Raw genomic sequence first — 24,106 nt, forward strand, 5'->3', positions numbered from 1 at the left:
TCCCTCCGTGCACCCACACCCGCCACCGCGGGAGCCGGGCCGGTGGGCTCAGTGCGCGACGGCCCCGGGCCTCTCGTCCCGCCGGGCCCGCGCGCCGACGACGACGCTCAGCCACACGTGCCGCAGCATCGCGAGGAACACCACGATCCAGGCGACCAGCGCCACCCACAGCTCCACGCGCCCGACCATCCCCACCACCGGCAGCTGGTCCGCCTGGCCCAGGTAGATGCCGGCGACGCCGTACATGCCGAGCGGGAACACGATGCTCCACAGCGTGGCGTCGTACGGCAGGGGCAGGCGTCGGGCGACGTGCCGCCACCAGCCGGCGGCGACCAGCGCCGGGATCAGCCAGGTGGCGAACGCCCACAGCACCACGGTCAGGCCGGCGATCAGGCCTCGCGTCGCCTGCACCATCGGCGCGTCGGCCATCTCGACGATGCGCGCGCCCGCCAGCACCGAGATCGCGAGGGCGCCCATCGACACCCAGTAGGGCGCCGTGAGGTCCTCCGGCCCGAACCGGTAGAGCATCAGCCGCAGCGCGACGAAGATCCCCGCGGCCGCGTAGAGGAACACCCCCACGGACCACGAGGTGACGGCGAGCACAGCCAGCTCGCGGCGGCCGGTGCCGAAGACGGGCTCGATGGTGGCCGCCGCGATCGCGACCGACTGGCTGGCGACCACCCAGATGAACCAGGTGCCGTTCGCGTCCGCGACGATCGGCCGTTGCTGCCGACCGAGGGCGGCGGTCCACGGGACGACGTACCCGAGCACCAGCCACGAGGCGCCCGAGACGACCAGCAGCGCGGCGGTCGCCGCATGGTGGCCGTCGGCCCCGAGCCGGACGCCCAGCACGTTGGTGGCGGCGACGAAGGTGAAGAAGCCGAAGGCACGTCTCGGGTCGTTGAAGTCGTCGCTCACGGCGCGCCGGTACACGAGCAGGCGCCACGCGGTCAGGACGACCAGCACGGCGTAGCCGGCAGCGGTGATCGCGAGCAGGGTGTCGGAGATGACGACGAACCCCTCGAGCCGCATGCCGACGGAGATGATGCCGGTGGCCATCACCAGAGCGAAGTACCCGGGCGTCAGGCCCTCGACGGCGCCGCGCACCCGGCCGCTCAGCTCGGTGGTCACCCGCCGCAGGCTACTGGGAGGCGATCTCCCAGACCGTGCCGGTCGGGTCGCGGAACGCGGCCGTGCGCGGGCCCCAAGGGCGGTCCATCGGCCCGTTCAGCAGGGTGACGCCTCGGCGCTCGAGCTCGGCGCACATCGCGTCGACGTCCGCGACCTTGAGCGTCAGCTGGCTGCGCACGCCGGCCTCCGGCGGTGCGATCGGCGCGGGTCCGACGAGCCCCGGCGCCTGCGACACCGCCAGCAGGTTGATCAACGTCTCGCCGAGCTGGAACACCGCCGAGTTGGCGTCCTCGTAGACGACGGGCAGCCCGAACACCTCGGTGTAGAAGCGCTTGGTATCGCCGAGGTCCTCGGCGAACAGGGTCAGGGCGAAGATCGGTCCCGGCCACTCGCTCATGGCGCCTCCTCGGATGACGGTGCGGTCGGCGGCTCACGGTGCGGCGCCGGCGGGTGTCGGCCGGGCCTACCTTGGCACCCGGTGGCGACCCTGTCACCGGTGAGGGGGTCGGCATGGCGGCGGTGACGGGGCAGGGGCGTCGGTGGCTCACCCGCAACCTCGTCGTGCTCACGCTCGTGTCCCTGTTCCAGGACACGGCGAGCGAGCTGCTGTACCCGTTGCTCCCGGTGCTGGTCACGGGGGTGCTCGCGGCGCCACCCGTGGTGCTCGGCGTGATCGAGGGCGGTGCGGAGGGCGTGGCCGGCCTGACGCGCTACGTGACCGGCCGCTGGTCGGACCGGGCGGGGCGCGTGCGGTTCATCGGCGCCGGCTACGGTCTCGCCGCGGTCGGCAAGGTGCTGGTCGCGGCGGCCGGGGCGTGGCCGATGGTGCTGGCCGGCCGGACGGTCGACCGTCTGGGCAAAGGCGTGCGGTCGGCACCGCGGGATGCGCTGATCGCCGCGTCGGTCCCGTCGGAGAACCTCGGCCGGGCGTTCGGCTTCCACCGGGCGGGGGACACGCTCGGAGCGGTGGTCGGGCCGCTGCTCGGGCTGCTCGCGCTGTCCGTGATGGGTGGCAACCTGCACGCGGCCCTGTGGTGGGCGGTGGTGCCGGCGGCGCTGTCCGCCGGCCTCGTCGTGCTGGTGCGCGACCATCGGGCACCCGCGCCCGCAGGCGCCCCGGTCCGACCCGCCGCGGCATCCGCGGCGCCGTCCCACCCGCTGCCCGGGGCGTACTGGTGGGTGGTCGGCGTGCTCGTCGTCGTCGGGCTGGTCAACTTCTCCGACACGTTGCTGCTGCTGCGGGTCTCGGAGCTCGGGTTCGGCACCACGCAGGTGGTGCTCGCCTACGTGCTGTTCAACGTCGTCTACGCGGTCGGCTCGTACCCGGCCGGTGCGCTGACGGACCGCTGGCCGCGGGCCTACGTCTACGCGGTGGGCCTGCTGGCGTTCGCCGTCGGCTACGTCGGCCTCGCGCTGGTCGGCAAGGGGCCGGTCGTGTTCGTCCTGCTGGCCGTCTACGGCCTGTTCCCGGCCCTGACCGACGGTGTGGGCAAGGCGTGGATCTCCTCGCTGGTGCCGGCGGAGCACCGTGGCCGCGCCCAGGGCGCGTTCCAGGCGTTGAGCAGCGGGGCCGTGCTCGTGGCCGGCCTCTGGGCGGGGCTGCTGTGGGACGTGGGTCGCGGCAGGGGAACCGTGCCGCTGCTGGTCTCCGGTGCGGGAGCCGTGATCGCAGTCCCGGTGCTCGCGGCATTGCGCTTCCGCGCCAGGCCGCGTCCGTGATCTGGTGGTCGGCATGAGCGACACGTGGACCACTCCCGAGCTCGACCCCCGCACCTACGGGAACCCCGTGGGGGAGCTGGCGACGTACCGGGAGTACCTGACCAACTACCGGCTGACCATCGAGCTGAAGTGCCAGGACCTCGACGCCGAGCAGCTGGCGCTCCGCTCGGTGCCGCCCAGCACCCTGAGCCTCCTGGGCCTCGTGCGCCACCTCGCGCACGTGGAGCAGAGCTGGTTCCGGCGCGTGCTGCAGGGGCGCCAGGACGAGCCGCCGCTCTACTGGGCCCCGGACGCGCCCGACGACGACTTCGACGGCGCCGTGCCGGACCAGGGCGTGGTCGACGAGGCGTTCGCGACGTGGAAGCAGCAGATCGCGCTGGCCGACGAGCTGCTGGACGGCCTGGACGACGACCACCTCGGCGACACGGTGCCGCACCGTGACGGCACCGTGTCGGTGCGCGACGTCCTGGTGCACCTGATCGAGGAGTACGCGCGGCACGCCGGGCACGCCGACCTGCTGCGCGAGTGCATCGACGGCCGCACCGGCCAATGACCACCGCCACCCCGTCCGCGGTCTCGGACGCCGCCGTCTCGACGGGCCCGGCCGTCTGCGCCGCGCTCGAGGTGAGCGCGGAACGCGGGCTCAGCTCCGACGAGGCCGCTCGGCGGCTCCTGCAGCACGGACCCAACGCGGTCTCCTCGCACCGCGCCCGGCTGCTCCCCGTCCTGTGGCACCAGGTGCGCTCCCCGCTCCTCGGGCTGCTGCTGGCCGCGGCCGCGGCGTCGTACCTGGTCGGGGAGCGCAGCGACGCCGTCATCATCGGCGTGATCGTCGCGATGTCCGTCGGGCTCGGGTTCGTCAACGAGTACCGGGCGGAGCGAGCGGCACAGGCCCTGCACTCGACCATCCGGCACCAGGCCGTGGTCGTCCGCGACGGTCGGGCACAGTCGATCGACGTCACCGCGCTGGTCCCGGGAGATGTGATCGAGCTGCGGCTGGGCGAGGTGGTGCCGGCCGACGTGCGGCTGCTCGCGGTCGCCGGACTCGCCTGCACCGAGTCCGTGCTGACGGGCGAGGGACTGCCGGTCGACAAGGCGACGGACCCGGTGGGCGTCGGCACCCCGCTCGCGGAGCTGAGGTGCTGCGCGCTGATGGGCACGGTCGTGCACGCGGGCAGTGGCCGCGGCGTCGTGGTCTCCACCGGACGCGGCACGGAGTTCGGGGCGATCGCGGCGGGGCTGGGGACCCATCAGCTCGAGACCCAGTTCCAGGTGGGTCTGCGCCGGTTCTCCATGCTGCTGGTGTACGTCGCGGGGGCGCTGACCACGTCGATCTTCGCGGTCAACCTGGTGCTGCATCGTCCGTTCCTCGACGCGCTGCTCTTCTCGTTGGCCATCGCGGTCGGCATCACACCGCAGCTGCTGCCCGCCGTCGTGTCGACCAGCCTCACGGCGGGCTCGCGCCGGATGATCCGCCGCAAGGTGCTCGTCAAGCGACTGGTGTGCATCGAGGACCTCGGCGACGTCGACGTCCTGTTCACGGACAAGACCGGCACCCTCACGCTCGGACAGGTGGCATACGCGCGCGCGTGGGCCACCGGTGACCTGCACCCGCGCGACGTGCTGCGCTGGGGCTTGCTCTCCACCGAGAACGCGACCGAGGACGGCCGGTCCGTCGGCGGCAACCCGCTCGACGAGGCGCTCTGGGAGTCACCGGCTGCGCTCGCGGTCAAGGCGGAGGTCGCTCGCTGGACCACGCTGGGCGTGCTGCCCTTCGACCACGAGCGCCGGATGGTCTCGGTCGTGGTCCGCGACCCGGCGGGTGCGACCGCCCTGGTCACCAAGGGAGCGCCGGAGACCGTGCTCGAACGCTGCACGGACGTGCCGGAGCAGGCTCGCGCCGCGCTGGAGGCGGAGTTCGTGGCCGGCAACCGGGTGGTGGCGGTCGCGACCCGACCCGTCGCCTCGGAGGCGCCTCCGACGCCCGACGACGAGCACGACCTGCACCTGACCGGCCTGCTGGTGTTCCTCGACCCGCCGAAGCCCAGCGCGGCGACCGCCCTGCAGCGGCTGGCCCGCCTCGGCATCGCGGTCAAGATCGTGACGGGGGACAACGCCGCGGTCGCGGTCAAGGTGTGCCGGGACCTGGGCCTGGACGTCGGGCGGGCCCTGAGCGGTCCCGACCTGGCCGCGATGGGCGAGGAGGAGCTGGGCGCGGCCCTCGCCACGACGACCGTCTTCGCCCGGGTCTCACCCGAGGACAAGGCTCGCATCGTCCGCGCGCAGCGACGGACGGGGGGTGGGGTGGCCTTCCTCGGCGACGGCGTCAACGACGCCCTCGCGCTGCACGCCGCAGACGTCGGCATCTCGGTGGACTCGGCGACCGACGTCGCCAAGGACGCCGCCGACGTGATCCTGCTCGAGAAGGACCTCGACGTGCTCGCGGACGGGGTTGCCGAGGGCCGGCGGATCTTCGCGAACACGATCAAGTACGTGCTGATGGGCACGTCGAGCAACTTCGGCAACATGGCCTCGGCCGCACTGGCCTCGCTCTTCCTCAGCTTCCTGCCGATGCTGCCGTCGCAGATCCTCCTGAACAACCTGCTCTACGACACCAGCCAGCTGGCGATCCCGACGGACGACGTGGACGAGGAGCAGCTGCAGCGGCCCTCGCACTGGGACATCGCGTCGATCCGCCGCTTCATGGTCCGGTTCGGACCCCTCAGCTCGGTGTTCGACCTGCTCACGTTCGCCGTGATGCTCTGGGTGTTCCACTCCGGCCCGGCGCAGTTCCGTTCCGGCTGGTTCGTCGAGTCGCTCGCCACGCAGACGTTGATCATCTTCGCGATCCGTACCCACCGGGTCCCGTTCTTCCGGAGCCGCCCGAGTCTCCCGCTGACGCTCGCGGCGCTCGGCACCGTCGTCGTCGGTGCGGTGCTGCCCTCGACGCCGCTCGCGCACGCCCTCGGGTTCCAGCCCCTCCCGGGGGCGTTCTTCGCGGCTCTCGCCGCCATGGTGGCGGCCTACCTCGTGCTCGTCGAGCTGGCCAAGCGGCTCTTCTACGGCGCGGTACCCGCGGTCCCGCGCGTGGAACCCGTCGACCGCCGGCCGCAGCGCATCCGTCGGCGGGCGGCGCGGTTCAGCACGGCCCTGCCTCGGCCTCGGGTTGTGCGACGCCGCGTCGGCTGAGGGCCGTCACTCGGACGCGGTCCTGCGGGACGTGAACCGCTTGCGCAGGTGCCACACCAGCAGACCGACGAGGACGATCCCGAGCACGACCAGGGCCGAGTCCGTGCCCAGCTTCTTCTCCACCGCGGCGTAGGAGGCGCCGGCGAGGTAGCCGACGCTGACGACGACCGACCCCCAGATGATCCCGCCGACGGCGTTGAACGGCAGGAACACGTGGTACGGCATGCGGGCCAGACCGGCCAGGGCCGGCATGACGGCGCGGAAGAAGGCGACCCAGCGGCCGAGCAGCACGGCCCAGCCGCCGCGCCGGGCCAGGAACTCCTGCGCGCCCTCGATGCGCTCGCGCCGCTTCGCCACGATCCGGGACGCGAGCACGCGCGGTCCGATCAGCCGTCCGACCTCGTACCCGACGCTGTCTCCGACGATCGCGGCCACGATCACCACCGCCAGCACGGCCGCGAACGCCACGTGCCCCCGGTGCGCCGCGACGCCACCGAGGATCGCCGCGGTCTCGCCCGGCAGCACGAAGCCGACGAACAGCGCGTCCTCGGCGAACACCACGAGCCCGACGACGAGCAGCACGGCCCACGGGGCGGCACCGAGCACCTGGTCCAGGAAGGCCGTCATGGCGCGACGGTATCCGGCGATCGGCAGATCGGCCCGGTGCCGCCCACCGCGGCACGCGCCGTCAGCCGGTGTACCCGACGTCCTGCCAGCGCACGTCCTGGAACTGCGACGGGCCGTAGTTGGCCAGGTCCGAGCGGACCACCCACGTCGACGGCTCGACGAACAGCGGGATCATGGTGAACAGGTCCAGCGCACGCTTGTCGACGTCCGCGGCGAGCGTCAGCCGCTTCGCCGGGTCCAGCTGGGCGTTCAGCGCGTCCCAGTCGCTGCCGAGGGTCTTGTCCGTGACGCCGCCGTAGTTGGACCCGGAGTCGGTCGGGTAGAAGTACGCCTCGGCGGTCGCGATGGGGAACGCCCCCGCCACCCAGGCGAACGACGTCACGTCGAAGTTGCGCTTGTCCGTGGTGACGTAGCTGCTGAAGAAGTCGCTGCCGGGCACCGTCTGGACGCTCACGTCGAAGCCCGCCGCCTTCGCCTGCTGGCTCACCAGCTGTGCGATCGTCGCGACCGCCGCCGCGCCCTGCGGGGCGACGAAACGGGCGGTCAGCCGGGTGCCGCCCTTCGTCGCCACCCCGTCCTGCCCGATCGTCCAGCCCGCCGCCTGCAAGGTGCTGCGCGCGTCCGCCGCAGAGCCGGTGAGCACCCCTCCCGTGTGGTCGGCGTACCCCTTCTGCCCAGGGACGAAGATCACGCTGCCGAGCGTCTGCACCGGCGCCCCCACCTGGCCGAGCACCGCCTGGGCGAGCACCGTGCGATCGACCGCCTGGGCGAACGCCTTGCGGACCGCCGGGTCGGCGAACACGCCTGCGGTGCCGTTGAGCGTCAGCTGCCGCGCCACCGTGCCGCCGGACTGCTCCACGGTGGTGCCCTGCCGGGCACGCGCGGCGGTGAGCACGTCCGGCATGCCCATCACGTCGACCGCGTCCAGCTCCTGGTTGGCGAAGCTCTGGCCGAGGCTGTCCCGGGCCACCGTGCGGAACACGACCGTGTCGAGACGAGCCGGGTCGCCCCACCACCGGGGGTTGCGGCCGAGGGTGACCACCCCGGCGTTCGTGTCGATCGAGCGCACGACGAAGGGCCCCGCGGAGACGTACGTCGTGCCGTCTGCCGCGAACGGGCCGTTCTTCCACGCCGAGGCGAAGTGCGCCGGCGTGTCCACGGCCCACGACGGGTACACGCTGGCCAGCAGCGCCGGCCAGTCGGCATCGGTCTTGGCGAAGGTGATCAGCACGTCGCGGTCGTCGTCCCCGCGCGTCACCGACTTCACGTCCTGCCACACCGCCGTCGACGCCGGTGCGTACGCCGAGTTGGTGCCGTTGAACGCCTGCCAGCTCGCGGCGAGGTCGCGCCAGCTCAACGGCGTGCCGTCCGACCAGGTGGCGGCCGGGGCGATGCGCAGCTCGACCACCTCGGGGTCCTGCGACGTCACGGTCAGCGAGGCGGTGTAGTCGGGGTCCGGCGACCAGCTGCCGTCCGCCCCGATCCGCACGAACGACGGCAGGTACAGGTTGGAGATCCGCTGCAGGTCCAGCGAGGAGTTCGGGTCGTTGAGCTGGTAGGTCTGCGGCAGCGCGTCGACGCTGAGGGTGAGGGAGCCGCCGTCGCGCACCTGCGCGCGGGGCACGGCTCGCCACGCCGTGCCCGGCAGTGCGGCGGTCGTGGCCACGCCCGTCGTCCCGGTGGTGGCACGGGGGGTGGGGGACCCGGAGGTGCACCCGGCGAGGCCGAGCAGCACGGCGACGAGGCCCGCGCACAGCCGTGCGGACGTCCTGGGGTAGGCCATGGTCCTCACATCGTGTTCAGCGCCGAGACGTGGCGAACGTGCACCCCTGCGTGGCCATCATGTCGTCCGGAGCGCCCGCGGCCAACCTCTGACCGAGAACCGGTCTCGGATGCGGAGTGCCTGGTGGGCGCGGCGTGTCGCACCTGTCCGGTTCGTCCCGGCGTGGTCGGCGCCGCGGGAGCGACCCGGTGTTAGCGTCGGCGCGATGCTCCGGTTCCTCCTGCGCCGGGCCGCGGGCTACGGGGTGCTGGCGACGGTCGCGACGGCGCTGGGCTACGTGCTCGCCAGCCTGACGCTGCACCCGGCGGCGCGGTACGCGGGTCGGACCCCGCCCGTGCCCCCCTCGGTGGTGCACGCGGAGCTCGCTGCGCTCGGCGTGGACCCCGGGGTCCCGGTGCCGGCCCGCCTGTGGCACTGGCTGACCGAGCTCGTCACCCACGGTTCCCTCGGGCTCAGCGTGCGGGGCGTGCCGGTGACCGCCGAGATCGCGGCCCGTGCGGGCACCAGCCTGCGCCTGCTGCTCCTCGGCAGCCTGCTCGGCGCCCTGCTCGGGGTGGCGGTGGGCACGTGGGGCGCCTCCCGTCAGTACCGCTGGCCGGACCGGGTGACCACGGTGGGCTCGTTCGTGCTGCTGGCCACCCCACCGTTCGTCCTCGCGGTGGTGCTGATGACCCTCGCGGTGCGACTGGACTCGGCCGCGGGTCGCACCCTGGTCCCCTTCACCGGGGAGTACACGCCGGGCCTGGCCGGTGGCTGGCCGGCGCAGCTGGGGGACCGGGCGGCGCACCTGCTGCTGCCGACCCTCTGCCTCGCGCTGGGCACGGCCGCGACGTGGTCCCGCTACCAGCGCGCGGCGATGCTCGACGTGCTCGCGGCGGACCACGTCCGCACGGCGCGGTCGATGGGCCACACCCGCCGTTCCGCCCTGTGGCGCCACGGGGTCCGGGTGGCGCTGATCCCCATGTCCACGTTCTTCGCGTACTCCTTCGGCCTGATCCTGACCGGCGCGGCGATCACCGAGCTCGCCTTCAGCTGGCACGGCATGGGGGAGTACCTGGTCCGGTCGGTCGTCGACGACGACGTGAACGCGGCGGCCGGCACGGTCCTGTTCACCGCCGTCCTGGTGCTGCTCGCCGGGGTGCTCGCCGACGTGCTGCACGCCGCCCTCGACCCCCGTGTGCGGACCTGACGTGGCCGTCACCGACCTGACCGCCGCACCGACCCCCGGGTCCGGTGCGCCCGGGGTGCTGCGTCGTACCGTCCGAGCACCGCAGGCCCGGGTGGGCTTGGCGGTGCTGGCGCTGGTCGTCCTCGCGGCCGTCCTCGGTCCCGTCCTGTCGCGCTGGGACCCGTTCACCTCGGACGTGACGGCCTTCGGGCGTCCGCCGACGGCGCTGCACTGGTTCGGCACGGACTCCTCCGGTCGGGACCTGTTCGTCCGCACCCTCGTCGGGCTGCGCACGTCGCTCGCCGTCGGGCTGGTCGCCGGCCCGCTGTCGACGCTGGTCGCCGCCGTGGTCGGCGCCGTCGGCGGCTACCTCGGAGGCCGGGTCGACCGCGTGGTGGTGTGGGGCATCGACCTCGCGCTCGTGCTCCCGTCCTTCTACCTGCTGGTGCTTCTCGCCCCGACGGCGGGCCGTGCCGGCTGGTTCGCGGTGGCGCTCGCCATCGCGCTGCTGGGCTGGATGGTGATGGCACGCCTGGTCCGGGCGCAGGCCCGCTCGCTGCGCCGCCGCGACTTCGTGACGGCGGCGCGGTTCCTCGGCGTGCCCACGGGTGCGGTGCTGCGCCGGCACGTGCTGCCGCACCTCGCGTCCCTCCTGGTGGTGGACGCGACGCTGGGCGTCGCAGCGGCGGTGCTCACCGAGGCGACGCTCGGCTGGGTCGGTCTCGGCCTCGGGCCGCCCGCGGTGTCGCTGGGCACCCTCCTCGCCGCCGGCAGCGCCTCGGCGGTCACGCGGCCCTGGCTGTTCTGGTTCCCGGCCGGTCTACTGGTCGTGACGGTCCTCGCGACCAGCCTCGTCGGCGACGCGCTGCGCGACGCCCTCGACCCCACGACGGGGACAGCCGGTGAGTGAGCCGCTGCTCGCCGTGGAGGGGCTGGGTGTCACCTTCCGTGCCCCCCGTGCGGCACGGCTGGGGCCGCGCCCGTGTGGCCGGTCCGCCGCACCCGGGGGTGTGCCGGCCGTCCGAGACGTCTCGTTCACCGTCTCGGCCGACGAGGTGGTCGCCCTGGTCGGCGAGTCGGGGGCGGGGAAGACGACGACGGCGCTCGCCGTCCTCGGGCTGCTCCCCTCGAGCGCGCGCGTGCGCGGCTCGGTCCGGCTGGAGGGAACCTCGCTCCTCGACCTGCCCGACCGCGCGTTCTCCGCGCTGCGCGGCGCGCGGATCGCGATGGTGTTCCAGGACCCGCGCTCGGCGCTGCCCCCGGTGCACCGCGTCGGCGCCCTGCTCGTCGAGGCGCTCCAGCTGCACGACCGACGGCTGTCCCGTGCGGCCGCGCTCGCCCGGGCGGCGCAGCTGTGCACCCTCGTCGGCCTGCCGGGCCGGACCCTCGACGCCTACCCGCACCAGCTGTCCGGCGGCCAGCGCCAGCGCGTGCTCGTCGCGGTCGCGGTCGCCAACCGCCCCCGGCTGATCGTCGCCGACGAGCCCACCTCGTCCCTGGACGTCACGGTCCAGGCGCAGGTGCTCGAGGTGCTGCACCGGGCGCGCGAGGCGGCCGGCGCGTCGCTGCTCCTCATCACGCACGACCCGGGGGTGGTGGCGGGGCATGCGGACCGCGTCGTGGTGCTGCGGGACGGGCAGGTCGTGGAGCAGGGCGACGTGACGACGTTGTTCGACGCGCCCCGTCAGGACTACACCGCCAGCCTGCTCCGGGCCGAGGCGTCCGCCGCCACCCGGTCCGAGGTGGAGCCCACCGGGCCTGCGGCCGTCGAGCTGGTCGACGTGCATCGCACCTTCCGGTCGCGGAGCAGGTGGAGGGGGCGCGCGGCCGACCAGGCCGTCGCGGCGATGGACGGGGTGAGCCTCGTCGTGCCGCGGGGCGCCACGTTGGCTCTGGTCGGGGAGAGCGGGAGCGGGAAGACGACGACGGCGTTGGCCATCGCGTCCCTCGAGCCGCCCGAGGCCGGGACCGTGCGGGTGGTCGGCACCGACGTGTCCACGGTGCCGCGGCTCGGTCGCGCCGAGCGCCTGGCCCTGCGCCGACGGGTGCAGCTGGTGTTCCAGGACGCCGGCGGCTCGCTCGACCCGCGCATGACGGTGCGGGAGTCCCTGGCCGAGGGCCTCCGGGCGGCCGCCGCGACCGGTACGGACGTCGCCGGCGTCCTGCGACTGGTCGGCCTGCCCGCGGCCCTCGCGGACCGGTACCCGCACGAGCTCTCGGGCGGTCAGCTGCAGCGCGTCGCCCTGGCCCGCGCGCTCGCCGCCCGGCCCGAGGTCCTGGTGCTGGATGAGCCGGTCTCGGCGCTCGACGCACCGGTCCGAGCCGCGCTGCTCGCCCTGGTGGACCGGTTGCGCGACGAGCTGCGGCTGACCTGCGTCCTCGTCGCCCACGACCTGGGGGTGGTGCGCGCCCACGCCGAGCTGGTCGCGGTGATGTACCGCGGCCGCGTGGTCGAGCAGGGGCCGGCGCACGTGGTGCTCGACGACCCGCGGCACCCGTACACGCGTGCCCTGCTCGCAGCCGTCCCGGTCGCCGACCCGCGCGTGCGACCGGCTCCGGTGCCGCTGCTGGACGACGACGCGCCGCCGACGACCGGGTGCCGCTTCCGTCACCGGTGTGCGCTCCGCGCCGAGCTGCCCGACGACCTCGCGCAGCTGTGCACACGGGTGGACCCGGTGTCTCGCCGGACCGAGGGCCGGGACGTGGCGTGCCACCACGCGGACGTCCCCGTTCAACGACACCCCTGATCGCAGGCATCGTGTTACCAACATGTTTCGCGCGGGTGTCGGGGCGGGCATCCTCCCAGCGCGGGACCTACTGGGCAGTATCGATCACGTAACGATTCGAAACTGGTGTCCAGCCTGTCGCGAATGTCCGTCTCGACCGCCCTACGGTGGCTCCCAACGTGTGGCGGTCGGCGACGTCCCCACGCGCACCCGGCGACGCCGGTGGCGCTGGCAGTCGCCCGGCCACTCCCATCCCAGGAGGAACATTGAAGATCAGGCGTAGCGCAGGCCTGCTCGCGACGATCACGGCTGGTGCCCTGCTCCTCGCGGCCTGCTCCAGCGGCGGCTCGTCGAGCTCCAGCTCGACCACGGCGGCCAGCGGCGGGACCAGCACGGGCATCGTCACGGCATGGGGCAGCGAGCCCGAGAACCCGCTGATCCCCACCAACACCAACGAGACCGGTGGCGGGACGATCCTCACCCAGATCTTCGCGGGCCTCGTGTACTACGACGCCAAGGGCAAGACGCACAACGAGGTCGCCGACTCGATCACGTCGTCGGACAACACCAACTGGACCATCAAGCTGAAGTCCGGCTGGAAGTTCACCAACGGTGAGCCCGTCACGGCCAAGAGCTTCGTGGACGCGTGGAACTACGGCGCCGTCTCAACCAACGCCCAGCTGAACAGCGGCTGGTTCCAGGACCCGAGCTACGGCATCCCGATCGTCGGCTACGACGACACGCAGGCCGCGGACGCCTCGAGCCAGCCGAAGGCCACGACGATGTCCGGCCTGAAGGTCGTGGACGACACCACCTTCACGGTCCAGCTGACCACCCCGCTGTCGGACTTCCCGGTCCGCATCGGCTACTCGGCGTTCTTCCCGCTGCCGTCCGTGGCGTTCAAGGACATGAAGGCGTTCGGCGAGAACCCGATCGGCAACGGCCCGTACAAGGTCGCCGACAACGGCTGGACCCACAACGTCGACATCAAGCTGGTGCCGAACGCGGACTTCACCGGTGACCGCAAGGCGCGCAACGGTGGGCTGGACATCAAGTTCTACACATCTCAGGACACGGCCTACAACGACCTGCTCGCCGGCCAGCTCGACGTCCTGCAGACCGTCCCGTCGTCCGCTCTGGGCACCTTCCAGAACGACCTGGGCAGCAACGCGGTGAACATCCCGGGCGCCGTGTGGCAGGGCTTCACGATCCCGCAGAACCTCGCGCACTTCACCGGCGCCGAGGGTCAGCTCCGCCGTGCGGCTCTCTCCCACGCGATCGACCGTGACACCATCACCAAGACGATCTTCCACGGCACCCGTACCCCGGCGACCGACTTCACCTCCCCGGTCATCCCGGGCTGGTCGGACAAGATCGACGGCTCCGACGTGCTGAAGTACGACCCGGCTGCCGCCAAGAAGCTCTGGGCCCAGGCGGACGCCATGTCGCCGTGGTCGGGCAGCTTCACCATCGCGTACAACGCCGACGGTGGGCACCAGGCATGGGTCGACGCCGTGACCAACAGCATCAAGAACGCGCTGGGCATCGACGCGGCCGGCCAGCCGTACCCGGTCTTCAAGGACCTGCGTACGGACATCAACGCCAGCAAGAAGGGCAAGAAGACCGGTCTGACCGGTGCCTTCCGCAGCGGCTGGCAGGGTGACTACCCGGGCGCGCTCGACTTCCTCGGTGCCATGTGGGCCACGGGAGCCGGCTCGAACGACGGCAGCTACTCGAACCCGCAGTTCGACGCGCTGCTGAGCAAGGGTGCGCAGGAGAAGTCTCTGGACGACGCGAACAAGGACTTCGCCCAGGCCCAGACGATCCTGTTCAAGGACCTGCCGTCGATCCCGCTGTGGTACTCGAACTCCACGGGCGGCTTCGCCAAGACGGTGAAGAACGTCGAGTTCGGCTGGGACGGCGTCCCGCTGTACTACGCGGTCACCAAGTCCTGACCTGATCGCTCCACGAGTGGGGGCGGGGCCCGCTGGGGCCCCGCCCCCACTCGTCTGCGGTGGTCGGACGGCGCCGATGGACTACAGTTCACCGGTCGGCGCTCCGCCTCCGTGAGGGAGCGGACCCCCCTGTCGCGGCACTGATCGCCGCGACCCCTGACTCGAAGGAAGGCTGATGGCCCGCTATCTCGGCCGCCGCCTGCTCCAGGCGATCCCCGTGTTCTTCGGGGCGACGCTGCTGATCTACTTCATGGTGTTCTCGCTGCCCGGCGACCCTGTGCTCGCGCTGGGCGGTGACAAGGGTGTGAGCGATGCGCTGGCGGCGCAGCTGCGCTCCAAGTACAACCTGGACAAGCCTTTCCTGGTCCAGTACGTGCTGTACCTCAAGGGCATCTTCACCGGGAACTTCGGCGTGACCTTCTCGGGACGCCCCGTCGGTGAGCTGCTGGCGCACGCGTACCCGATCACCTTCAAGCTCGCGATCATGGCGCTGGTCTTCGAGGGCGTGTTCGGCATCGGCGCCGGACTGCTCGCCGGCCTGCGCAAGGGCAAGCTGTTCGACTCCACGCTGCTGGTCGTCAGCCTCGTGGTGATCGCCGTGCCGACCTTCGTCATCGGCTTCGTGCTCCAGTTCTTCGTCGGCGTGAAGTGGCACCTGCTGCCGGTGTCCGTCGGGTCGGACGTGTCGTTCCGGACGTTGCTGATGCCGGCGATCGTGCTGGGGGCGGTGTCGTTCGCCTACGTGCTGCGGCTGACCCGGACGTCCGTCTTCGAGAACCTCACCGCCGACTTCGTCCGCACCGCGACCGCCAAGGGTCTGTCCCGGCCCCGCGTGGTGATGGTGCACGTGCTGCGCAACTCGCTGATCCCCGTCGTGACGTTCCTCGGGTCCGACCTCGGCAGCCTGATGGGCGGCGCGATCGTCACCGAGGGCATCTTCAACATCTCGGGCGTCGGCGGAACCCTCTACCAGGCGATCCGCCAGGGGAGCGCGCCCACCATCGTGTCCTTCACCACGATCCTCGTGATCGTGTTCATCGCGGCGAACCTGATCGTGGACCTGCTGTACGCCGCACTCGACCCGAGGATCCGTTATGCCTGAGCCCCTCGTCCGTCAGGACCAGGCGCACTTCTTCGCCTCGCTGGACGAGGACGTGCTCGCCGCCGTCGACGCCGTCGACGAGACCGAGGCGCCTGCCAGCATGTGGCAGGACGCCTGGCGCAACCTCCGGACCCGCCCGCTGTTCTGGGTGTCCGCGGCGATCATCCTGCTGGTGGTCGTCGTCGCGATCTTCCCGAAGCTGTTCACCTCGGTGGACCCGAACTTCTGCGAGCTGCAGAACAGCCTGAAGCGGCCGGCGTCGGGACACCCGTTCGGCTTCGACTTCCAAGGCTGCGACATCTACGCCCGCACCATCTACGGCGCCCGTGCGTCGGTCGCGGTCGGCGTGCTGACCACCATTCTCGTCACCATCCTCGGCGCGGTGATCGGCGCGATCGCCGGCTTCTACGCCGGCTGGTTCGACGCGCTGCTGTCGCGCGTGACCGACATCTTCTTCGCGATCCCGTTCGTGCTCGCCGCCGTGCTGGTCATGGCGATGTTCCGGGCGCACCGCAACATCTTCACCGTGGTGCTGGTGCTCGGGGTCTTCGGCTGGCCGCAGATCGCCCGCATCACTCGCGGCGCCGTGATGAGCGTCAAGAACGCCGACTTCATCACTGCCGCCAAGGCGCTCGGCGCCTCACGACCGGCGGCGCTGGTGCGGCACGTGATGCCGAACTCGCTGGCCCCGATCATCGTGACCGCGACCGTGTCCCTCGGCACGTTCATCGTGGCCGAGGCGACGCTGTCGTTCCTCGGTCTCGGGCTGCCGCCGTCGGTGGTCTCGTGGGGAGCGGACGTGGCCAAGGCCCAGCAGCAGCTGCGCAGCTACCCGGGCATCCTCTTCTACCCGGCCGGTGCCCTCGCCCTGACGGTGCTCGGCTTCATCATGATGGGCGACGCCGTGCGTGACGCCCTCGACCCGAAGGCCCGGAAGCGATGAGCAGGACGACGGTGGAGCTGACCGACACGCAGGCGCCGTTGGTCGACCGCAACAGCCCCTTGCTCCAGGTGCGCAACCTGGACGTCTCGTTCACCACCGGGACCGGTGTGGTCAACGCGGTGCGCGGCGCGGACCTGACCATCTACCCCGGCCAGGCCGTCGCCATCGTGGGCGAGTCGGGCTCGGGCAAGTCGACGCTCGCGCACTCGATCATCAACCTGCTGCCCGGCACCGGCCGGGTCACCGCGGGATCGATCCTGTTCGACGGCCGCGAGCTGGTCGGCGCCGACAAGAAGACGTTCGTCGGCCTGCGCGGCAAGGAGATCGGCCTGGTTCCGCAGGACCCGATGACCAACCTGAACCCCGTCTGGAAGATCGGGTACCAGGTCAAGGAGGCCCTCAAGGCCAACGGCATCGCGTCCGGCAAGGCCGCGATGACCCGCGTCGCCGAGCTGCTCGCGGAGGCCGGTCTGCCGGACGCCGCACGGCGTGCCAACCAGTACCCGCACGAGTTCTCCGGCGGTATGCGCCAGCGCGCGCTCATCGCGATCGGCCTGGCGGCACGGCCCAAGCTGCTGATCGCCGACGAGCCGACGTCGGCCCTCGACGTGACGGTGCAGCGCAAGATCCTCGACCACCTCGAGGGTCTGACGGACCAGCTGGGCACGGCGGTCCTGTTCATCACCCACGACCTGGGCCTCGCGGCGGAGCGCGCCGAGCACCTCGTCGTGATGTACCGCGGCCAGGTGGTCGAGTCCGGGCCGGCGCGCAAGATCCTGGCCGACCCGCAGCACCCGTACACCAAGCGGCTGGTCGCCTCGGCGCCCTCGCTCGCGTCGCGCCGCATCCAGAGCGCCAAGGAGCGCGGCGAGCGTGCCACGGAGCTGCTGGCCATCACGCACGGCGACGGCGTCAGCCCCGCCCGTGAGGAGCTGATCCGCGTCGAGCACCTGACGAAGGTGTTCGAGCTGCGCGGTGGCGGCGCAGGCGTGGCCAAGGAGTTCAAGGCGGTGGACGACGTCTCGTTCACCGTGCGCCGTGGCACCACGATGGCGCTGGTGGGCGAGTCGGGCTCCGGCAAGTCGACGGTGGCCAACATCATGCTCAACCTGCTGCAGCCCACCGAGGGGAAGATCTACTTCGAGGGCACCGACCTGCACTCGCTCGACCGCAAGGGCGAGTTCTCGTTCCGCCGCCGGGTGCAGCCGATCTTCCAGAACCCGTACGGGTCGCTGGACCCGATGTACTCGATCTTCCGCACGCTCGAGGAGCCGCTGCGGATCCACCACGTCGGTGACAAGAAGGCTCGCGAGAAGCGGGTGCGCGAGCTGCTCGACATGGTGGCGCTGCCGGCGTCGACCATGCGGCGGTTCCCCAACGAGCTGTCCGGTGGTCAGCGGCAGCGCATCGCCGTCGCCCGCGCCCTCGCGCTCGAGCCCGACGTGATCGTGTGCGACGAGGCGGTCTCCGCACTGGACGTGCTGGTGCAGGCGCAGATCCTCACGCTGCTGAACGACCTGCAGGCCGAGCTGGGCCTGACGTACCTCTTCATCACCCACGACCTGGCCGTCGTGCGGCAGATCGCCGACGAGGTCTCCGTCATGCAGTCCGGTCGCATCGTCGAGGCGGCCACCACCGACGAGGTGTTCGACAACCCGCGCGAGGAGTACACGCGCGAGCTGCTGAACGCGATCCCGGGCGCGCACCTCGACGTGTTCGGCGCCCCGCCGGCCGCCTGAGCACCGTGCGCCGCCGTCGTGGGCAGCTGATCGCCGCCCTCGTGGCGGCGGCTGCCCTCTCGGTGGCCGGATGCACCGCGACCACGGTCGACCCGCAGCGGTCGCGCACGGTGGTGGTCACGGTCGACCTGCCCTTCGAGTCGCTCAACGCCGCGACGACCGCGGGCCGGACACCGGGCAGCACGCTGGTCCGCGGGCTGGTGCAGGACCGGTTCACCACGGTGGACGAGGCAGGTGCCGTGGTCCCGGACACGGCGATGGGCACGGTCGAGAAGACGTCCGACAACCCGTTGACCGTGCGGTACACCGTCGCGCCGAACGCCCGCTGGTCGGACGGTGTGCCGGTCACCGGGGACGACCTGCTGCTGGAGTGGGCGGCGCGGTCGGGTCAGCTCGACGAGACCCCGCCGGACACGGGTGCCGGCGGTGCCGCGACGGCGAGCCCTGCTCCGAGCGGCTCGGCGACGGCGCCGGCCGTGCCGAGCGCGAGCTCCGCCGCGGCGGGCACCGCGCCCGCACCGGGCTCCTCGGCGACCCCGTCGACCGCGCCCGCCCCGGACACCGTGTGGTTCGGCGCGGTGTCGCCGGTGCTGGTGCACGCCCCTGCCGTCCCGACGGTGGACGAGCACGGGCTCACGCTCGTGTACGCCGATCCCGTCGCGGACTGGCAGTCCGCCCTCGACGTCAACCTCCCCGCCCATGTCGTCGGCCGGCTGGCGCTGGGCGGCGCGACGGCTTCGACCGAGGGGCCGACCGCGAGCGCTGCGTCGTCCTCCACGCCCGGGGCCTCGTCCGCGACGGCCGACGGGTCGCCCGCTCCGACGTCGACCGCCGGGGCGGACGCGGCACACTGGTCCGCCCTGGTGACCGCGGCGATCCAGCACGCGGACCGGAAGGCGCTGATCCCGGTCTCGCGCGTGTGGCGCACGGAGGCCGACGCCGCGGCGTTGAAGGACGACCCCGCCGCTGCGGTGACCACCGGCCCGTACCGGGTCGACGTGGTGGACCCCGGCAAGCGGGTGGAGCTGGTCCGCAACGAGGCGTACTCGGGTGCCCGCCCTGCCGCGTACGACCGTGTGGTGGTGCGCTCCGACCTCGACCCGCTCGCCCAGGTGGCGGCCCTGCGCGCCGGCACGGCGGACGTGGTGGCTCCCGTCGCGACGGCGGACGTCCGCTCGGCGCTGCAGAAGGTGCCGAACGTCCGGGTGTCCGACGGTGGTGGTGCGGTGCTGCAGCTCCAGCTGCAGGAGGGCGGCGGCAGCGTCTTCGACCCGGCGCACTGGACGTCGTCGGGTGGCGACGGCACGGCACGGGCGGCGGCGCTGCGCGCGGCGTTCGTCGGTGCGGTGGACCGCGGACGGCTGGCAGGCCTCGCCCACGGGTCGCCGAGCGGCGCCGTCCTCGCCGCCGTCGGCCCGAGCGTGACGAGCTCGACGGCGGCACCGAGCTCGTCGTCCAGCCCGGCTCCTTCCGACAGGGCGACGAGCACTCCCGAGCCGTCGGCGACACCGGGCGGCCCGTCCTCGACGGCCGTGCCGGTTCGCGTCCTGGTGAGCACGGACGACGAGGTGCGCCGGGACATGCTGGCGGCGCTGACGACACAGCTGGCCCCTGCGGGGTTCGCGGTCACGCAGGCACGGCCCGCCGACCCGGCCACGGCGCTGTGGGCCGACCCGGGCTCCTGGGACGTCGCGCTGCTGCCCGTGCCGCAGAGTCCCGCACCGGTGGCCTCGGTGCTGGCCCGGTGGCGCACGGGCGGCGCCACCAACGTCACGTCGCACCGCGACCCTGCGCTGGACGCGCTGCTGGACCAGGCTGCGAGGCAGACCGATGCGGCGGCCGTCGCCGCGTCGCTCGCCAGCGTGTCGGCGGCGCTCACCACGGCGGACGTCGTGGTGCCCCTGGCGCGTCAGCCGGAGCTGGCGGCGACGGTGGGTGCCGGGACGTCGACCGCCTCGTCCGACGGCCGGCCTCGGCTGGCACAGGTTCCCGCCATCCCGTGGGGGTCGGCCGACCTGACGTCGTGGTGGCGCTGGGCGAGCACGGCCGCCTGAGGCCTGCCGCTCCCCGGGACGTGCAGCCGCCGGCGACGGTCACGGGGCCGACCCGGGGCCCGCGGCGCGGACCGCGTAGAATCGTCGGGCGCCCGCCGTCGTGGCGCGCTCCCCACCCTCGAACAGAGATGAGTCTCGTATGCCCGCCGTGCGTCCGGACCTGCGCAACGTCGCGATCGTCGCGCACGTCGACCACGGCAAGACCACCCTGGTCGACGCCATGCTGTGGCAGACCGGGGCGTTCGGCGCCCACGAGCACGTCGAGCGGCGCGCGATGGACTCCGGCGAGCTGGAGCGCGAGAAGGGCATCACGATCCTCGCCAAGAACACCGCGGTCCGGTACTCCGGCCCCGCGGCGGCCGAGGCGGGCCAGCCCGACGGCATCACGATCAACGTGATCGACACCCCCGGCCACGCCGACTTCGGCGGTGAGGTGGAGCGTGGCCTGTCGATGGTCGACGGCGTGGTGCTGCTGGTGGACGCCAGCGAGGGCCCGCTCCCGCAGACGCGCTTCGTGCTGCGCAAGGCGCTCGCGGCGAAGCTGCCGGTGATCCTCGTCGTGAACAAGGTGGACCGGCCCGACGCCCGCATCAGCGAGGTCGTCTCCGAGACCACGGACCTGCTGCTCGGCCTCGCCTCCGACCTGCACGACGACGTGCCGGACCTCGACCTCGACTCGATCCTGGACGTGCCCGTCGTGTACGCGGCGGCCAAGGCGGGGCGTGCCTCGCTGGAGCAGCCGGCCGACGGCGGGCTGCCGGACAACGAGGACCTCGAGCCCCTGTTCACCACCATCGTCGAGAAGATCCCGGCTCCGACGTACGACGAGGACGCACCGCTGCAGGCGCACGTCACCAACCTCGACGCGTCGCCCTTCCTCGGCCGCCTCGCGCTGCTGCGCATCTTCAACGGCACGCTGCGCAAGGGGCAGACCGTCGCCTGGGCCCGCCACGACGGCAGCATCCAGAACGTCAAGGTGACCGAGCTGCTGGAGACCAAGGCGCTCGAGCGGGTCCCCACCGAGGAGGCCCGTCCGGGCGACATCGTCGCGGTGGCCGGCATCGAGGACATCACCATCGGCGAGACGCTGACGGACCCGGACGACCCCCGGCCGCTGCCGCTGATCACGGTCGACGACCCGGCGATCTCCGTCACCATCGGGATCAACACGTCCCCGCTCGCCGGCAAGGGCGGCAAGGGCCACAAGGTGACCGCCCGCCAGGTGAAGGACCGCCTGGACCGCGAGCTGGTGGGCAACGTGTCGCTGCGCGTGCTGCCGACCAGCCGGCCGGACGCCTGGGAGGTGCAGGGCCGCGGTGAGCTGGCGCTGGCCATCCTGGTCGAGCAGATGCGCCGCGAGGGCTTCGAGCTGACCGTCGGCAAGCCGCAGGTGGTCACCAAGCAGATCGACGGCCACACCTGGGAGCCGACCGAGCGGATGACCATCGACGTGCCGGAGGAGTTCCTCGGCGCCGTCACGCAGCTGATGGCGCAGCGCCGCGGCCGCATGCAGACGATGTCGAACCACGGCACCGGCTGGGTGCGCATGGAGTTCCTGGTGCCGGCCCGCGGGCTGATCGGCTTCCGCACCCGGTTCCTCACCGACACCCGTGGCACCGGTATCGCGTCCTCGATCGCCGAGGGCTACGAGCCGTGGGCCGGGACCATCGAGTCCCGCTCGACCGGTTCGCTCGTCGCCGACCGCGCCGGCGTCGCGACCCCGTACGCCATGACCAACCTGCAGGACCGCGGCACGTTCTTCGTCGACCCCACCCAGGAGGTCTACGAGGGCATGATCGTCGGCGAGAACCCGCGCAACGAGGACATGGACGTCAACATCACCAAGGAGAAGAAGCTCACCAACATGCGCTCCTCCACGGCTGACGTCTTCGAGACGCTCGTGCCGCCGCGCAAGCTGACGCTCGAGGAGTCCCTCGAGTTCGCGCGGGAGGACGAGTGCGTCGAGGTGACGCCCGAGGTGGTGCGGCTGCGCAAGGTCGAGCTCGACCAGACCGAGCGCGCGCGCATGACGGCCCGGGCCAAGGCCGCCGCGCGGTCGTGACGCCGCCGGGCGCGGTCGCGTCGAGCCAGGACGTGACCGGCGGCCTGGTCGCGGTGCACGCGCACCCGGACGACGAGACGCTGGCGACCGGAGCGCTGCTCGCGGCGTTCGCCGGCGCCGGCCTGCCGGTCACCGTGGTGACCGCGACCCGCGGTGAACGCGGCGAGGTGATCGGCGAGCGCCTCGCCCACCTCGAGGGCGACGGGCCCGCGCTGGCCGCCCGTCGGGAGGCGGAGCTGGCGGCGGCACTGGCCGCCCTCGGCGTCCCCGACCAGGCGTTCCTCGACCGGCTGGCCCCGGTGTCCCCGAAGCGGTACGAGGACTCGGGCATGGTGTGGACCGGGTCGGCCCGCGCGGGGCTCGGCTCGGGGGTGCCCCCGGGCGCCTTCGTCGGCGTCCCGCTCGACGAGGCGGCCGAGCGGCTGGCCGGGCTGCTGCGTCGGCGCCGTCCGGACGTGCTCGCGACGTACGACCCGGAGGGCGGTTACGGCCACCCGGACCACGTCCGCACGCACCAGGTGACGATGCGCGCGCTGGAGCTGGCGACGGGACCGGCCTGGTGTCCCGTGGTGCTCTGGCGACGCGCGGGCCGGACCGAGACGGCGGCCGCCGCGGCGGCGCTCGACGCGCACGGGCCCTGGCCGGGCGGGCTGACGCTGACGGACCCCGCGGGGGAGACCGCCGCGCTCGTCGTGACGGACGACGCGGTGCACCTGGCGGTGGACGTGCGCCCCGTCCGTGACCAGGTGGTGGGCGCGCTGCGCGCGCATGCCACACAGGTGCAGGCCGTGACGTCGATCGACGACGACCCTCGGCTCGTCGGTGCGTTCGCCCTGAGCAACCGCCTCGTGCAGCCGCTCCTGCCCCACGAGGGCTACGAGGTGGCCGGCGGCGACCCCGGCGCCGTCGAGTGGCCGGCGCCCGTCCGCCGGCGCCGGACGGGCTCGGACGGCGCGCCCAGCACGCGCCGGTAGCCTGACCCGGTGCAACCCCTGACAGCCGCCGCGGCGGGTCGTGCCGCGGGTGCTCTGCTGCTCGGTGTGCTGGTCGGCACGGTCGGCACCGTCGTGCACCGCGCCTACCAGCCGTGGGGGATGGTCGGGGCCCTCGTCCTGGTGCTCAGCGCCGCCGTCACGGCGCGCGCCTGGTCCGGCTGGGTCACCTGGGTCGGCTTCCTCGGCGGTCTCTTCCTGGCGGTGCAGGTGCTCGCGCAGCGGGGACCGGGCGGGGACGTGCTGGTGCCCGCCGGGCTGCTGGGGCTGGTGTGGGTGATCGGGTCGCTGGTGGTGACGGCGGCGGTTGCGCTGCTGCCGCGCCGGCTGTTCGTCGACCGCCCGTGACCGCCGCCGACGAGCAGCAGGTGGACGCGTACCGGGCGGCCGCCGCCCGGCTCCCCGGTGGCGTGTGCGTGGTCACGGTCGGGTGGCGCGGGTCCGTGCACGCCACGACCGTCAGCTCCGTGGCGTCGGTCTCGTTGCGGCCGCCGCAGCTCCTGTTCTGCGTGCACGCCGACTCGCGGCTCGCGGATGCGCTCGACGAGACCGCGCGGTGGACGCTCAGCGTGCTGGCGGACGACCAGGCCCCGGTCGCGGACTGGCTGGCGTCGTACGGCCGGCCCGTCGTCGACCAGCTGGTCCGCGTGCCGCACACGGTCTCGGCGCTGACGGGCGGCGCTCGCGTGGACGGCGCCGCCGCCTGGTTCGACTGCGAGACCGTCGCGGCGTACGAGTCCGGTGACCACCGGATCGTCGTGGGCGGCGTGCTCGACGCGGTCCAGGGCGACGCCGAGGCCGGTTCGCTGGTGCACCTGAGAGGCCGGCTCCGACCGGTCCGCTGAGCCTGGCGGCGGCCTCGTCGGCGTCCGCACGTGGTCGCCGGGCGGCCGGCCCACGGGCACCTCCCCGGCCG

At 72.9% G+C, this 24,106-nt stretch carries 19 protein-coding genes; 15 read left to right on the forward strand and 4 right to left on the reverse strand.

The features are described 5' to 3' along the window. Window positions 1-48: 48 nt before the first annotated feature. Together QMF98_RS04605 and QMF98_RS04610 are read right to left on the reverse strand one after the other, a co-directional pair. A complete protein-coding gene (locus QMF98_RS04605) occupies window positions 49-1,131 on the reverse strand; it encodes a tellurite resistance/C4-dicarboxylate transporter family protein (protein ID WP_337974889.1) in 1,083 nt (360 codons plus the stop codon). Window positions 1,132-1,141: 10 nt separating this feature from the next. After that, window positions 1,142-1,528 (reverse strand): VOC family protein, encoded by a 387-nt coding sequence (locus QMF98_RS04610; RefSeq protein ID WP_337974890.1) that lies wholly within the window; start codon window positions 1,526-1,528, stop codon window positions 1,142-1,144. A 113-nt stretch (window positions 1,529-1,641) separates the two neighbouring features. Between QMF98_RS04610 and QMF98_RS04615 the strand changes: the two genes are divergently transcribed. Genes QMF98_RS04615 through mgtA form a run of 3 tightly spaced genes read left to right on the forward strand, consistent with a single transcriptional unit; the run spans window position 1,642 to window position 6,039 of the window. Further along, window positions 1,642-2,850 (forward strand): MFS transporter, encoded by a 1,209-nt coding sequence (locus QMF98_RS04615; RefSeq protein ID WP_337974891.1) that lies wholly within the window; start codon window positions 1,642-1,644, stop codon window positions 2,848-2,850. Window positions 2,851-2,863: 13 nt separating this feature from the next. Next, entirely contained in the window at window positions 2,864-3,403 is a 540-nt protein-coding gene (locus QMF98_RS04620) for a DinB family protein (protein ID WP_337974892.1), read from the forward strand. Next, window positions 3,400-6,039 (forward strand): magnesium-translocating P-type ATPase, encoded by a 2,640-nt coding sequence (gene mgtA, locus QMF98_RS04625; RefSeq protein ID WP_337974893.1) that lies wholly within the window; start codon window positions 3,400-3,402, stop codon window positions 6,037-6,039. Before QMF98_RS04620 ends, mgtA begins: the two co-directional genes overlap by 4 nt. 6 nt (window positions 6,040-6,045) lie before the next feature. On the opposite strand, the gene QMF98_RS04630 is transcribed toward mgtA, so the two are convergent. Next, window positions 6,046-6,666 (reverse strand): DedA family protein, encoded by a 621-nt coding sequence (locus tag QMF98_RS04630; RefSeq protein WP_337974894.1) that lies wholly within the window; start codon window positions 6,664-6,666, stop codon window positions 6,046-6,048. 61 nt (window positions 6,667-6,727) lie between these two features. After that, window positions 6,728-8,449 (reverse strand): ABC transporter family substrate-binding protein, encoded by a 1,722-nt coding sequence (locus tag QMF98_RS04635; protein WP_337974895.1) that lies wholly within the window; start codon window positions 8,447-8,449, stop codon window positions 6,728-6,730. 205 nt (window positions 8,450-8,654) lie between these two features. On the opposite strand from QMF98_RS04635, the gene QMF98_RS04640 reads away from it, so the two are divergent. The 12 genes from QMF98_RS04640 (at window position 8,655) to QMF98_RS04695 (ending at window position 24,035) form a co-directional block, all read left to right on the forward strand. Beyond that, window positions 8,655-9,638 (forward strand): ABC transporter permease, encoded by a 984-nt coding sequence (locus tag QMF98_RS04640; protein WP_337974896.1) that lies wholly within the window; start codon window positions 8,655-8,657, stop codon window positions 9,636-9,638. A 1-nt stretch (window position 9,639) separates the two neighbouring features. Further along, complete coding sequence (locus QMF98_RS04645) at window positions 9,640-10,527, forward strand: ABC transporter permease (RefSeq protein WP_337974897.1); 888 nt, start codon at window positions 9,640-9,642, stop codon at window positions 10,525-10,527. Beyond that, the gene (locus QMF98_RS04650) at window positions 10,520-12,364 is read left to right on the forward strand and encodes an ABC transporter ATP-binding protein (protein ID WP_337974898.1); all 1,845 of its coding nucleotides are present in this window, start codon (window positions 10,520-10,522) and stop codon (window positions 12,362-12,364) included. Before QMF98_RS04645 ends, QMF98_RS04650 begins: the two co-directional genes overlap by 8 nt. 245 nt (window positions 12,365-12,609) lie before the next feature. After that, complete coding sequence (locus QMF98_RS04655) at window positions 12,610-14,298, forward strand: peptide ABC transporter substrate-binding protein (RefSeq protein WP_337974899.1); 1,689 nt, start codon at window positions 12,610-12,612, stop codon at window positions 14,296-14,298. Between the two features lie 175 nt (window positions 14,299-14,473). Further along, window positions 14,474-15,400, forward strand: coding sequence for an ABC transporter permease (locus tag QMF98_RS04660; protein WP_291763227.1), 927 nt, complete (start codon window positions 14,474-14,476; stop codon window positions 15,398-15,400). Beyond that, the gene (locus QMF98_RS04665; RefSeq protein ID WP_337974900.1) at window positions 15,393-16,343 is read left to right on the forward strand and encodes an ABC transporter permease; all 951 of its coding nucleotides are present in this window, start codon (window positions 15,393-15,395) and stop codon (window positions 16,341-16,343) included. Before QMF98_RS04660 ends, QMF98_RS04665 begins: the two co-directional genes overlap by 8 nt. Continuing rightward, the gene (locus tag QMF98_RS04670) at window positions 16,340-18,082 is read left to right on the forward strand and encodes a dipeptide ABC transporter ATP-binding protein (RefSeq protein WP_337974901.1); all 1,743 of its coding nucleotides are present in this window, start codon (window positions 16,340-16,342) and stop codon (window positions 18,080-18,082) included. The genes QMF98_RS04665 and QMF98_RS04670 overlap by 4 nt, the downstream gene beginning before the upstream one ends. Window positions 18,083-18,087: 5 nt before the next feature. Then, window positions 18,088-20,136: an ABC transporter substrate-binding protein gene (locus QMF98_RS04675; RefSeq protein WP_337974902.1), complete on the forward strand. Its 2,049-nt coding sequence runs from the start codon at window positions 18,088-18,090 to the stop codon at window positions 20,134-20,136. A 139-nt stretch (window positions 20,137-20,275) separates the two neighbouring features. Further along, window positions 20,276-22,198 (forward strand): translational GTPase TypA, encoded by a 1,923-nt coding sequence (gene typA / locus QMF98_RS04680; protein WP_337974903.1) that lies wholly within the window; start codon window positions 20,276-20,278, stop codon window positions 22,196-22,198. A gap of 32 nt (window positions 22,199-22,230) precedes the next feature. Continuing rightward, window positions 22,231-23,172 carry a PIG-L family deacetylase gene (locus QMF98_RS04685; RefSeq protein ID WP_337974904.1) on the forward strand — a complete coding sequence of 314 codons (942 nt, stop codon included), beginning with the start codon at window positions 22,231-22,233 and terminating at the stop codon, window positions 23,170-23,172. Window positions 23,173-23,181: 9 nt separating this feature from the next. Then, window positions 23,182-23,538: a hypothetical protein gene (locus QMF98_RS04690; protein WP_337974905.1), complete on the forward strand. Its 357-nt coding sequence runs from the start codon at window positions 23,182-23,184 to the stop codon at window positions 23,536-23,538. After that, entirely contained in the window at window positions 23,535-24,035 is a 501-nt protein-coding gene (locus QMF98_RS04695; protein WP_337974906.1) for a flavin reductase family protein, read from the forward strand. Before QMF98_RS04690 ends, QMF98_RS04695 begins: the two co-directional genes overlap by 4 nt. The last annotated feature ends 71 nt before the right edge of the window (window positions 24,036-24,106 follow it).

Origin of the sequence: Cellulomonas sp. NTE-D12 (assembly GCF_027923705.1) — a bacterium.
Taxonomy (GTDB): Bacteria; Actinomycetota; Actinomycetes; order Actinomycetales; family Cellulomonadaceae; genus Cellulomonas.

Bases quoted from the DNA above. Each gene is read 5' to 3' on its own strand.
- QMF98_RS04610 (WP_337974890.1), bottom strand. From the start codon at position 1,528: ATGAGCGAGTGGCCGGGACCGATCTTCGCCCTGACCCTGTTCGCCGAG.
- QMF98_RS04615 (WP_337974891.1), top strand. From the start codon at position 1,642: ATGGCGGCGGTGACGGGGCAGGGGCGTCGGTGGCTCACCCGCAACCTC.
- QMF98_RS04620 (WP_337974892.1), top strand. From the start codon at position 2,864: ATGAGCGACACGTGGACCACTCCCGAGCTCGACCCCCGCACCTACGGG.
- mgtA (WP_337974893.1), top strand. From the start codon at position 3,400: ATGACCACCGCCACCCCGTCCGCGGTCTCGGACGCCGCCGTCTCGACG.
- QMF98_RS04630 (WP_337974894.1), bottom strand. From the start codon at position 6,666: ATGACGGCCTTCCTGGACCAGGTGCTCGGTGCCGCCCCGTGGGCCGTG.
- QMF98_RS04635 (WP_337974895.1), bottom strand. From the start codon at position 8,449: ATGGCCTACCCCAGGACGTCCGCACGGCTGTGCGCGGGCCTCGTCGCC.
- QMF98_RS04640 (WP_337974896.1), top strand. From the start codon at position 8,655: ATGCTCCGGTTCCTCCTGCGCCGGGCCGCGGGCTACGGGGTGCTGGCG.
- QMF98_RS04660 (WP_291763227.1), top strand. From the start codon at position 14,474: ATGGCCCGCTATCTCGGCCGCCGCCTGCTCCAGGCGATCCCCGTGTTC.
- QMF98_RS04665 (WP_337974900.1), top strand. From the start codon at position 15,393: ATGCCTGAGCCCCTCGTCCGTCAGGACCAGGCGCACTTCTTCGCCTCG.
- QMF98_RS04670 (WP_337974901.1), top strand. From the start codon at position 16,340: ATGAGCAGGACGACGGTGGAGCTGACCGACACGCAGGCGCCGTTGGTC.
- typA (WP_337974903.1), top strand. From the start codon at position 20,276: ATGCCCGCCGTGCGTCCGGACCTGCGCAACGTCGCGATCGTCGCGCAC.